This is a genomic window from Herbaspirillum sp. 1130 (genome assembly GCF_017833835.1).
Lineage (GTDB): Bacteria > Pseudomonadota > Gammaproteobacteria > Burkholderiales > Burkholderiaceae_D > Herbaspirillum > Herbaspirillum huttiense.
On record NZ_JAFICQ010000003.1, the window covers coordinates 245,771 to 257,991 of the forward strand.

Consider the following 12,221-nt stretch of genomic DNA (forward strand, 5'->3'; position numbering starts at 1 on the left):
AAGACTTTCTGGCCGTACAATCAGCGTTCAATTTTTTCTGCCTATCGGAGCCACCATGCAAACCAAACCGTTCCTGTCGCTGGACGACGTCAAGAAGATCGCTGCCGGCGCTGAAGCCGAAGCCCGTGCCAACAACTGGAACGTGGCCATCTCGGTGGTCGATGACGGGGGCCACCTGCTGTGGCTGCAGCGCATGGACGGTGCTGCCCCGATCTCCTCGCAGATCGCCCCGGCCAAGGCCCGCACCGCCGCCCTGGGCCGCCGCGAAAGCAAGATCTATGAAGACATGATCAACAACGGTCGCGTCTCCTTCCTGAGCGCTCCCGGCCTGGACGGCCTGCTCGAAGGCGGTGTGCCGGTGGTGGTTGAAGGCCATTACGTCGGCGCCGTCGGCGTTTCCGGCGTGAAGTCCTCGGAAGACGTGCAGATCGCCAAGGCCGGTATCGCTGCCCTGGGCCTGTAATTTCCCTTCGACGCCGGCGGCCTTGCCGGCCGGCGTTCCCGCCTTGCTTGCACGCTGTTTCGGTGCAATTTCGGTGCAATTTACGCCAACTTTCGGCAATCTACGATTTGCCGGAGGGAGGCTTTTGCGCTATAATCGAGCGGTTTAGCCAATTTTATCCGCCGTAGCGCATACCCATTCCTCTTCCTCGTTCCCAACAGGCCCAGCCACGCTTCCGTACCGAATGAGTCGGGGTGTTCGCGCCGGTCAGTTTGGCGCGCAAAGGTCTACCGGTCATCCAGCCGCGGCGGTAACAATCTCAGGAGTTACCCTTGCTGCCTCTTCTTTCCGGTCCCGCGATTCCGGCCGTCCTCGCGCTCGCAGACGGGTCTGTCTTCCAAGGTTTTTCCATCGGCGCCGCAGGCAACACCACCGGTGAGGTCGTGTTCAATACCGCGATGACCGGCTACCAGGAAATCCTGACCGACCCCAGCTACAGCCGCCAGATCGTCACCCTCACTTATCCGCACATCGGCAACACGGGCGTGAACCGTGAAGACGTCGAAGCTTCGCAGATCCACGCCGCCGGCCTCATCATCAAGGACCTGCCGCGCCTGCTGTCGAACTTCCGCAGCCAGCAATCGCTGTCGGATTACCTCAAGGAAGGCAACATCGTCTCCATCGCCGGCATCGATACCCGCAAGCTGACCCGCATCCTGCGCGAGAAGGGTGCCCAGAACGGCGCCATCGTCGCCGGTGAAGCTGACATCGCTGCGGCGACCGCCAAGGCACTGGAACTGGCGCGCGCCTTCCCGGGCCTGGCCGGCATGGACCTGGCCAAGGTGGTTTCCACCCGGAAGGCCTACAACTGGACCGAGACCGAATGGCGCCTGGGCCGCGGCTATGGCCAGCAGATCACCCCGAAATTCCACGTGGTCGCCTTCGACTACGGCGTCAAGTACAACATCCTGCGCATGCTGGCCGAGCGCGGCTGCAAGGTCACCGTGCTGCCGGCACAAGCCACTGCTGCAGAAGCGCTGGCCCTGAACCCGGACGGCATCTTCCTCTCCAACGGTCCTGGCGATCCGGAACCCTGTGATTACGCCATCGCCGCATCCAAGGAACTGATCGAGCGCGGCATCCCGACCTTCGGCATCTGCCTGGGTCACCAGATCATGGCCCTGGCCTCCGGTGCCAAGACCCTCAAGATGAAGTTCGGCCACCACGGCGCCAACCACCCGGTGCAGGACCTGGACAGCAAGCAGGTGATGATCACCTCGCAGAACCACGGTTTCGCCGTGGACCAGGCGACCCTGCCGGCCAACTGCCGCGTGACCCACGTGTCGCTCTTCGATGGCTCGCTGCAAGGCTTCGAGCGCACCGACAAACCTGCTTTCTGCTTCCAGGGCCACCCCGAAGCATCCCCTGGACCGCATGACATCGCTCCCCTGTTCGACAAGTTCGTGGCGATGATGGAGAAGAAACAAAATGCCTAAGCGTACTGACATCAAAAGCATCCTGATCATTGGCGCTGGCCCGATCATCATCGGCCAGGCCTGCGAATTCGACTATTCCGGCGCCCAGGCCTGCAAGGCCCTGCGTGAAGAAGGTTTCAAGGTCATCCTGGTCAACAGCAATCCGGCCACCATCATGACCGACCCGGAAATGGCCGATGCCACCTACATCGAGCCGATCACCTGGCAAGCGGTGGAACGCATCATCGCCAAGGAAAAGCCGGACGCCATCCTGCCGACGATGGGCGGCCAGACCGCGCTGAACTGCGCACTGGACCTGCACCGCAACGGCGTGCTGGACAAGTACAAGGTCGAGCTGATCGGTGCGACTCCGGAAGCCATCGACAAGGCCGAAGACCGCTCCAAGTTCAAGCAGGCCATGACCAAGATCGGCCTGGGTTCGGCTCGTTCGGGCGTGTCGCACACGATGGAAGAATCGTGGGCGGTGCAGAAGACCATCGGCTTCCCGGTCATCATCCGTCCGTCCTTCACCATGGGCGGCACCGGCGGCGGCATCGCCTACAACGCCGAAGAATTCGAAACCATCTGCAAGCGCGGCCTGGAAGCTTCGCCGACCTCCGAACTGCTGATCGAAGAATCGCTGATCGGCTGGAAGGAATACGAAATGGAAGTGGTCCGCGACAAGGCGGACAACTGCATCATCGTCTGCTCCATCGAAAACCTGGACCCGATGGGCGTGCACACCGGTGACTCCATCACCGTGGCGCCGGCCCAGACGCTGACCGACAAGGAATACCAGATCATGCGTAACGCCTCGCTGGCGGTGCTGCGTGAAATCGGTGTGGATACCGGCGGCTCCAACGTGCAGTTCTCGGTCAACCCGGCCGATGGCCGCATGATCGTCATCGAAATGAACCCGCGCGTCTCGCGTTCCTCGGCACTGGCCTCCAAGGCGACCGGCTTCCCGATCGCCAAGATCGCCGCCAAGCTGGCCGTGGGCTTCACCCTCGACGAACTGCGCAACGAGATCACCGGCGGTGCGACCCCGGCGTCCTTCGAGCCGTCCATCGACTACGTCGTGACCAAGATCCCGCGCTTCACCTTCGAGAAATTCCCGCAGGCCGACAAGCACCTGACCACCCAGATGAAGTCCGTGGGTGAAGTCATGGCCATCGGCCGTACCTTCCAGGAATCCTTCCAGAAGGCCCTGCGCGGCCTGGAAGTGGGCGTGGACGGCATGAACGAAAAGACCACCGACCGCGAACTGATCGAGAAGGAACTGGGCGAACCCGGTCCGGACCGCATCTGGTACGTGGGCGACGCCTTCGCCCAAGGCTTCTCGCTGGAAGAAGTGCATGGCCTGACCCACATCGACCCGTGGTTCCTGTCGCAGATCAAGGAGATCGTCGACATCGAACTGTGGCTGGAAAAGGATGTGGCGCTGGAGTCGCTGGACAAGGCGACCCTGTTCCAGCTGAAGCAGAAGGGCTTCTCGGATCGCCGCCTGGCCAAGCTGCTGAAGACCACCGACACCGCCGTGCGCGAACAGCGCAAGAAGCTGGGTGTGCGTCCGGTCTTCAAGCGCGTCGATACCTGTGCGGGCGAGTTCTCGACCGATACCGCCTACATGTATTCGACCTATGACGAAGAGTGCGAATCCAACCCGACCGACAAGAAGAAGATCATGGTGCTGGGCGGTGGCCCGAACCGTATCGGCCAGGGTATCGAATTCGACTACTGCTGCGTGCATGCCGCGCTGGCCATGCGTGACGATGGTTACGAAACCATCATGGTCAACTGCAACCCGGAAACCGTCTCGACCGACTACGACACCTCCGATCGCCTGTACTTCGAGCCGGTGACGCTGGAAGACGTGCTGGAAATCGTCGACAAGGAAAAGCCGGTCGGCGTGATCGTCCAATACGGCGGCCAGACCCCGCTGAAGCTGGCGCTGGACCTGGAAGCCAATGGCGTGCCCATCGTCGGCACCTCGCCCGACATGATCGACGCCGCCGAAGACCGCGAGCGTTTCCAGAAGCTGCTGCAGGACCTGGGCCTGCGCCAGCCGCCCAACCGTACCGCCCGTACCGAAGCCGACGCGCTGCAACTGGCACAGGAAATCGGTTACCCGTTGGTGGTGCGCCCGTCCTACGTGCTGGGTGGCCGCGCCATGGAAATCGTCCACGAGCAGCGTGACCTGGAGCGCTACATGCGTGAAGCCGTCAAGGTTTCGCATGACTCGCCGGTGCTGCTGGACCGCTTCCTGAACGATGCGATCGAGGTGGATGTGGACTGCCTCTCCGACGGTGAACGTACCTTCATCGGCGGCGTGATGGAGCACATCGAACAGGCTGGCGTGCACTCGGGTGACTCGGCTTGCTCGCTGCCGCCGTATTCGCTGTCCAAGGACACCATCGAAGAACTGAAGCGCCAGACCGCGCTGATGGCCAAGGGCCTGAACGTGGTCGGCCTGATGAACGTGCAGTTCGCCATCCAGCAAAGTGAAGTCGATGGCAAGACTGTCGATACCGTCTTCGTGCTGGAAGTGAATCCGCGTGCATCGCGCACCGTGCCCTTCGTCTCCAAGGCCACCGGCCTGCAGCTGGCCAAGATCGCCGCACGCTGCATGGTCGGCCAGTCGCTGGACAGCCAGGGCATCAAGAACGAAGTCGTGCCGCCTTACTACAGCGTCAAGGAAGCCGTGTTCCCGTTCGTCAAGTTCCCGGGCGTGGATACCATCCTCGGCCCTGAGATGAAGTCCACCGGTGAAGTCATGGGCGTAGGCAAGACCTTCGGCGAAGCCTTCGTGAAGTCGCAGATGGGTGCCGGCGTGAAGCTGCCGAAGTCCGGCAAGGTGTTCCTGTCGGTGAAGAACAGCGACAAGCCGCGTGCCGTGCAAGTGGCGCGCGACCTGGTTGGGCTGGGCTTCTCGATTGTCGCCACCAAGGGCACGGCGGCTGCCATCAGCGCAGCCGGCATCCCCGTGGCCACCGTCAACAAGGTGGTGGAAGGCCGTCCGCACATCGTGGACATGGTCAAGAACAACGAGATCGCCCTCGTGGTGAACACCGTTGAAGAAAAGCGCAACGCCATTGCCGACTCCGGAGCGATCCGCACTTCGGCCCTGGCCGCCCGCGTGACCACCTTCACCACCATCGCCGGTGCCGAAGCGGCAGTGGAAGGCATGCGCCATCTGGACGCGCTGGACGTCTACGATTTACAAGGCCTGCATAAAGCTATACACTAAACCCACAACACGTTACTTTTGCCGGCGTTAGTTTGATGGGCGCCGGCAGGCAAAGAGGGCATCTGAGCAATCGATGCCCTCTCTGACTTTTGGACGACACCCTGCGGCCACAACATGTTCAATGTTGCAGGGCAGATCCGTCCGGGGACGCTAAGGACATGACGCCATCGGGCCACATTCATTTGGGCTTGCGCGTGGCGTCATGTCCTTAGCGGCTCTGAGTCAGAGCGCGTGTTGTTGAAGAGCTGACGGAATCCTGCAGCAACGGTCCGTTCACCAGCCAGACTGTTCCCGTAAAGACAAGGCTTGTCCGCCAGGTTGGCGGCGCGGCTCTCTTTTTGCGTGTTCAGCGGCCGGCGGACCTTGGATGCGTCTTCCGTGTAACCCTAACCTTGAGCAAGAGACTTATGAGCACAGTTCCCCTTACCAAGCGTGGCGCCGAACTTCTGAAGGAAGAATTGCACCGTTTGAAAACCAAAGACCGTCCGGAAGTCATCAATGCGATCGCCGAAGCGCGCGCGCAGGGCGACTTGTCCGAAAACGCCGAATACGAGTCCGCCAAGGAGCGCCAGGCCTTCATCGAAGGCCGTATCGCCGACCTGGAAGGCAAGCTGGGCGCGGCCCAGATCGTCGACCCGGCCGAACTGAACGCCGAAGGCCGCGTGGTCTTCGCCTCCACCGTGGACCTGGAAAACCTGGACAGCGGCGAGAAGGTGACCTACCAGATCGTGGGCCTGGACGAAGCCGACATCAAGGAATCGAAGGTCTCGGTGACCTCGCCCATCGCCCGTGCCCTGATCGGCAAGAGCGCCGGTGACGTGGTGGCCGTGGAAGCCCCCTCGGGCCTGAAGGAATACGAAATCCTGGAAGTGCGCTACGTCTGATGTAGCCCGCCGCATCCGTCTCGCTCAAGCCTGGCGGATGCGCCAATGATCCTGCCGCAATACCGACGCCGGAAATGAAAATGCCCGCATCAGCGGGCATTCTGTTTTGTGGGCCGCAGCAAGCTGCAGCCCGGCGCGACGGGCGATCGAGGGATCAGCCGAGCGACTTCTTGGTGCTGCGCTGGCGCGGCTTGGCCTTCTTGACCAGGCCACCGGCGGTAATGCGTTCATTGCCCTTGAGCATGACCTTGCTCACCGAAGGGCGCTTGGTGGCGTGCGACTTGACGATGGTCACTTCGCGCAGGCCGCCCTTGGCACCGGCAGCGGCTTTCTTGCCTTCGTCCTTTTGCGGGCGATACAGCACCAGCAGCTTGCCGATGTGTTGGACCGGCGCTGCCTTGAGTTCAGCGCAGATGGTTTCGTAGATCGCGATGCGAGCTTCGCGGTCGTCGCCGAAGACGCGGACCTTGATGAGGCCGTGGGCGTTCAGGCTCTTGTCGATTTCCTTCATGACGGATTCGGTCAGGCCACTTTCGCCTACCATCACGACGGGGTTCAAGCCATGGGCCTGGGCGCGCAGTTCGCTGCGCTCGGCGGGAGTCAGATTCAACATGGGAGTGCGGGTTCGGGACGAGGTCTCGGCGAAGCCAAGTTGTCCCTCAATGAGATAAAACCAGTATTCTACGCGAATGGCAAAGAACAAACTGAACAAAAACTGGTTACACGACCATATCAACGACCCTTATGTGAAGTTGGCGCAGAAGGAAGGCTATCGTGCGCGTGCGGCCTACAAGCTCAAGGAAATCGATGAGGAAGAGCGTCTCATCAAGCCCGGGCAGGTGATCGTCGACCTCGGCTGCACTCCCGGCAGCTGGTGCCAGTACGTGCGCAACAAGCTGGCCGGGGCTGAAGGCGGGGGCATCCACGGCACCATCATCGGACTGGACATCCTGCCGATGGATCCGATTGCGGATGTGCACTACATTCAGGGTGACTTCCGCGAAGATGAGCCAGTACGCCAGCTGGAAGCCTTGCTGCAGGGCCGCAAGGCCGACCTGGTGCTGTCGGACATGGCGCCCAATCTGTCGGGCGTGGCCATTGCCGATGCCGCGCGGGTGGAGTACCTGATCGACCTGGCCATCGATTTTGCCCAGCTGCACATGAAACCTGGCGGCGCTTTGCTGGTCAAGTGTTTCAACGGGACCGGCTACAACGAACTGGTGCACAAATTCCGGGCCGAATTCAAGACGGTGATGTCGAAGAAGCCCAAGGCCAGCCGCGACAAGTCGTCCGAAATCTTTCTGCTAGGGAAAATCCTGAAAAATCCTCGCAGCTAATTCAGTTAAAGTTGATGCAAAACCGGTTCGTCGTCCGCAAACCAGCGCAAAATCTGCTGTGAACACGGCGATTTAGTGAATTTTCCTGCCTTGTTTTGCCCGATTTCAGCCTTATATCGATTTCTGTAAATCGTTAGTTTGTCTGAATCGCAGGCAAGAATGTCTTCCCCGCCAGTCTTCAAGCTGATGTCGGAATGGCAAAGAAATGCGCCAGCAGCCGGGTGTGACGCCTTTTTGTGCGTTGCGCGATGGCACAGTGGGGCAGGGCGAGGCTGGGCGGACGGTGGTTTTCCGTGTAAGGGTGGTTGAATCCGGGTAAAATCGGACGATACAAAGGCAACGTGGCGCGCAGGCGTCGGAGGAGTTCCAGTGAACAATATGTTTTCAAAGGCTGCCATCTGGGTAGTCATCGCGCTCGTGCTGTTTATGGTGTTCAAACAGTTCGACAGCCGCAGCATGGCGACCAATGCCAAGCCGATCGCGTATTCGGACTTCATCTCCGAGGTCAAGGCCGGACACATCAAGGATGCGACCATCGAGGATCGCAACATCATCGCCACCACCCAGGATGGCACCAAGGTCAAGACCGCGACCACCATCCTGGACCGCGGCCTGGTCGGTGACCTGCTCAACAATGGCGTGAAGTTCGACGTGCGCCAGCCGGAAGAGCAGTCCTTCCTGTCGCAAATCTTCATTTCCTGGTTCCCGATGCTGTTGTTGATTGGCGTCTGGATCTTCTTCATGCGCCAGATGCAAGGCGGCGGCAAGGGCGGCGCGTTCTCCTTCGGCAAGTCGAAGGCGCGCATGCTGGATGAGAACAGCAACTCGGTCACCTTCGCCGATGTCGCCGGTTGCGACGAAGCCAAGGAAGAAGTCCAGGAGCTGGTCGAATTCCTGCGTGACCCGACCAAGTTCCAGAAGCTGGGCGGCCGCATCCCCCACGGCGTGCTGATGGTCGGCCCCCCGGGTACCGGCAAGACCCTGCTGGCCCGCGCCATCGCCGGCGAAGCCAAGGTGCCGTTCTTCACCATCTCGGGTTCGGACTTCGTGGAAATGTTCGTCGGTGTCGGTGCCTCCCGTGTGCGCGACATGTTCGAGAACGCCAAGAAGCACGCTCCCTGCATCATCTTCATCGACGAAATCGACGCCGTCGGCCGCCATCGTGGTGCCGGCATGGGTGGCGGCAACGACGAACGCGAACAGACCCTGAACCAGATGCTGGTGGAGATGGACGGCTTCGAAGCCAACTCCGGCGTCATCGTGATCGCTGCCACCAACCGCGCCGACGTGCTGGACAAGGCGTTGCTGCGTCCGGGCCGCTTCGACCGCCAGGTGATGGTCGGCCTGCCCGACATCCGTGGCCGCGAACAGATCCTCTACGTCCACATGCGCAAGGTGCCCATCGCTCCTGACGTCAAGGCCGACATCCTGGCCCGTGGCACCCCCGGTTTCTCCGGTGCCGACCTGGCCAACCTGGTCAACGAAGCCGCGCTCTTCGCTGCGCGCCGCAACAAGCGCCTGGTGGAAATGCAGGACTTCGAAGATGCCAAGGACAAGATCGTCATGGGTCCGGAACGCAAGTCGGCCGTGATGCGCGAGGAAGAACGCCGCAACACCGCTTATCACGAGTCCGGCCACGCGGTTGTCGCCAAGCTGCTGCCCAAGGCCGATCCGGTCCACAAGGTCACCATCATGCCGCGTGGCTATGCCCTCGGCCTGACCTGGCAGCTGCCGGAACATGACCGCGTGAACATGTACAAGGACAAGATGCTGGAAGAGATCTCGATCCTCTTCGGTGGCCGTATCGCTGAAGAAATCTTCATGCACCAGATGTCCACCGGCGCGTCCAACGACTTCGAGCGCGCCACCAAGCTGGCCCGCGCCATGGTTACCCGCTATGGCATGTCCGTGACCCTGGGCACCATGGTGTATGAAGATTCGGAGCAGGATGCCTACTTCGGCCGCATGTCGTCCAAGACCGTCTCCGAAGCCACCCAGCAAAAGGTGGACGCTGAAATCCGCAGCATCCTGGACGAGCAATACGCCCTGGCCCGCCGCCTGCTGGAAGAGAACCGCGAGAAGGTCGACGTCATGGCCAAGGCCCTGCTGGAATGGGAAACCCTGGACGCTGATCAGGTCAACGACATCATGAATGGCGACGAACCGCGTCCGCCGCGCAATGGTGTGCCGGTCAAGAAGTCGCCCTCGGACAACAACCGTTCCGGCGACGTCTCGCCCAACGCCACTGCCCCGGCCTGAGGCGTGCAGCGCAAGGCGCAGGGTGTGAATGCCTGAAGCCGCAGACCCGATGAAGGTGAGGAGAAATCCTCACCTTTTTTATTTGGCGAATGAATTTGGCAGATGAAAAACCGTGCAGCCGATGGCGCCCCTGCCGGACAAAAGTGTAAAGGCGGTCCATCGGCGGTGTATCATGCTGCCGCACAGCGATGGTGCGCGGCGCAGCATGCTTAGGGCCGCCACCTCGGGCAATTCATCCGCATCACCTACCACAGCAAGATGACGCAAGCTTTCCTCAAATGCGGCAGGTTCCGCCTGCCGGTCCAGCCTGGCCGCCGGCCACTGGTCATGGGCATCCTCAACGTGACGCCCGATTCCTTCTCCGATGGCGGTCGCCATCATTCGCTGGAACTGGCCCTGACCCATGCCGAACAGATGATTGCCGACGGCGTCGACATCATCGACATCGGTGGCGAGTCCACCCGCCCCGGCATTGCGCCGCTGTCGCTGCAGGAAGAGCTGGAGCGCGTCATGCCGGTGATCTACGCCCTGCGCGACTGCGGCAAGCCCCTGTCCCTGGATACCTACAAGCCGGCCGTCATGCGCGAAGCGCTGGTCGCCGAGGTGGACATGATCAACGACATCAACGGTTTCCGTGCCGAGGGGGCCATCGACGCGGTCAAGGACAGCGAAGCCGGCCTGTGCGTGATGCACATGCAAGGCCAGCCCCAGACCATGCAGCAAGAACCCCGATATGAAGATGTGGTCACCGAGGTCGAGCAATTCCTGCAGACCCAGGTCGGCCTGATGAAGGCGGCCGGTATCGGACGTGAACGAATTTGCATCGACCCCGGTTTTGGTTTCGGCAAGACTGTGGAGCATAATCTGGCTTTGCTCAGGAACACGCGCCGATTGATCGACACGCTGGACCTGCCGCTGCTGGCCGGCATGTCGCGCAAGTCCATGATCGGTGCGGTCACCGGCAAGCCGCTGGAACGCCGCATGGCCGGCAGTATCGGTGCTGCGCTGGCGGCGGCGCAGCAGGGGGCGATGATCATCCGCGTGCACGATGTGGCCGAGACGGTCGATGCGCTGGCCATGTGGCAGGCAGGACGCGGCGACCTTTGATGCGGGCGGCGCTACGTATGCGAACGTGATCGAAACTCAAGCACGACAACAGATTTCATGGGAAACAGGCCAGTGCGCTCGCCGGGCCTGCAAGACATCAATAAGCAATAAGCGTTAAGCGATAAGGGACCAACATGGCAGGTAAATACTTCGGCACCGATGGCGTGCGCGGTCGCGTGGGCGTGGCCCCGATCACACCGGATTTCGTCATGCGCCTGGGCTATGCGGCCGGCAAGGTCCTGGCCAAGTCCAAGGATGGCGTGGCCCGACCGACGGTGCTGATCGGCAAGGACACCCGCATCTCCGGCTACATGCTGGAAGCCGCGCTGGAAGCCGGCTTCGCCGCTGCCGGCGTGGACGTCTGGCTGGCTGGCCCGCTGCCGACCCCGGCCGTGGCCTACCTGACCCGCGCCCAGCGTCTCTCGGCCGGGGTGGTGATCTCGGCCTCGCACAATCCCTATCACGACAACGGCATCAAGTTCTTCTCGGCCAAGGGCAACAAGCTGCCCGACCAGGTCGAGGCGGATATCGAAGCGGCGCTGGAGCAGCCCATGGAGTGCGTCCCCTCCGAGAAGCTGGGCAAGGCGCGCCGCCTGTCGGATGCGGCCGGCCGCTACATCGAATTCTGCAAGAGCACCTTCCCCAGTGCCATGGACCTGCGCGGCATGCGCCTGGTGGTGGACTGTGCCAACGGCGCGGCCTACAACATCGCCCCGCACGTATTCCATGAGCTGGGCGCGGAAGTCATCACCATCGGCAACCAGCCCGATGGCCTGAACATCAACGAGGATTGCGGTGCCACCGCGCCTAAATCGCTGGTGGCCTCGGTGCGTGAATATCGGGCCGACCTCGGCATTGCGCTCGATGGCGATGCCGACCGTCTCATCATGGTCGATGGCAGCGGCCGCATCTACAACGGTGATGAACTGCTTTACCTGATGGTCAAGGACCGCCTGAGCAGCGGCGCGGTCGATGGCGCAGTCGGTACCCTCATGACCAACATGGCCCTGGAAGTGGCCTTCAAGAAGATGGGCGTGCCCTTCGCACGTGCCAAGGTGGGCGACCGCTACGTGCTGGAAGTGCTGCAGGAGAAGGGCTGGCTGCTCGGCGGCGAAGGCTCCGGCCACCTGCTGGCACTGGACAAGCACACCACCGGCGACGGCATCGTCTCGGCGCTGCAGGTGCTGTGTGCCTTGAAGCGCGCCGGCCAGACCCTGGCGCAGATGACCGGCGACATCACCCTGTATCCGCAATCGCTGATCAATGTGAAGATTCCTGCCGGCTACGACTGGAAGTCCAACACCGCGCTGCAAGCCGAACAGGCCGCCGTGGAAGAGGAATTGGGCGAGCGCGGCCGGGTATTGTTGCGTCCGTCCGGTACCGAGCCGCTGATCCGCGTGATGGTGGAGGCGCAGGAAGCCGAGCTGGCGCGCAGCATGGCCCAGCGTATCGCGGCCAAGGTGCTCTGAG

General features: G+C 61.8%; 9 protein-coding genes. 8 read left to right on the top strand and 1 reads right to left on the bottom strand.

The genetic code is table 11. The annotated features are described in order from the left end of the window. Positions 1-55 precede the first annotated feature (55 nt). The 4 genes from JOD78_RS14735 to greA all read left to right on the top strand — a co-directional run bounded on the left by JOD78_RS14735 (position 56) and on the right by greA (position 6,048). On the top strand, positions 56-463 hold the full coding sequence (locus JOD78_RS14735; RefSeq protein WP_034338629.1) for a heme-binding protein: 408 nt from the start codon (positions 56-58) through the stop codon (positions 461-463). A gap of 311 nt (positions 464-774) precedes the next feature. Beyond that, positions 775-1,938: a glutamine-hydrolyzing carbamoyl-phosphate synthase small subunit gene (gene carA / locus JOD78_RS14740; protein ID WP_008326829.1), complete on the top strand. Its 1,164-nt coding sequence runs from the start codon at positions 775-777 to the stop codon at positions 1,936-1,938. After that, positions 1,931-5,164 (top strand): carbamoyl-phosphate synthase large subunit, encoded by a 3,234-nt coding sequence (gene carB, locus JOD78_RS14745; RefSeq protein ID WP_121038208.1) that lies wholly within the window; start codon positions 1,931-1,933, stop codon positions 5,162-5,164. Before carA ends, carB begins: the two co-directional genes overlap by 8 nt. Before the next feature lie 407 nt (positions 5,165-5,571). Beyond that, a complete protein-coding gene (gene greA / locus JOD78_RS14750; RefSeq protein WP_013233401.1) occupies positions 5,572-6,048 on the top strand; it encodes a transcription elongation factor GreA in 477 nt (158 codons plus the stop codon). 154 nt (positions 6,049-6,202) lie between these two features. Here greA and yhbY read toward each other — a convergent pair whose 3' ends face one another. After that, on the bottom strand, positions 6,203-6,661 hold the full coding sequence (gene yhbY, locus JOD78_RS14755) for a ribosome assembly RNA-binding protein YhbY (protein WP_034340366.1): 459 nt from the start codon (positions 6,659-6,661) through the stop codon (positions 6,203-6,205). Between the two features lie 76 nt (positions 6,662-6,737). On the opposite strand from yhbY, the gene JOD78_RS14760 reads away from it, so the two are divergent. From JOD78_RS14760 to glmM, 4 genes are all read left to right on the top strand, one after another. Beyond that, on the top strand, positions 6,738-7,385 hold the full coding sequence (locus tag JOD78_RS14760) for an RlmE family RNA methyltransferase (RefSeq protein ID WP_034340369.1): 648 nt from the start codon (positions 6,738-6,740) through the stop codon (positions 7,383-7,385). A gap of 369 nt (positions 7,386-7,754) precedes the next feature. Continuing rightward, positions 7,755-9,644 carry an ATP-dependent zinc metalloprotease FtsH gene (gene ftsH / locus JOD78_RS14765; protein WP_121038211.1) on the top strand — a complete coding sequence of 630 codons (1,890 nt, stop codon included), beginning with the start codon at positions 7,755-7,757 and terminating at the stop codon, positions 9,642-9,644. A gap of 258 nt (positions 9,645-9,902) precedes the next feature. Then, positions 9,903-10,751 (top strand): dihydropteroate synthase, encoded by an 849-nt coding sequence (gene folP / locus JOD78_RS14770; protein ID WP_121038214.1) that lies wholly within the window; start codon positions 9,903-9,905, stop codon positions 10,749-10,751. Positions 10,752-10,885: 134 nt separating this feature from the next. Then, positions 10,886-12,220, top strand: a complete 1,335-nt coding sequence (gene glmM / locus JOD78_RS14775) for a phosphoglucosamine mutase (RefSeq protein WP_034340380.1) — start codon at positions 10,886-10,888, stop codon at positions 12,218-12,220. Position 12,221 lies beyond the last annotated feature (1 nt).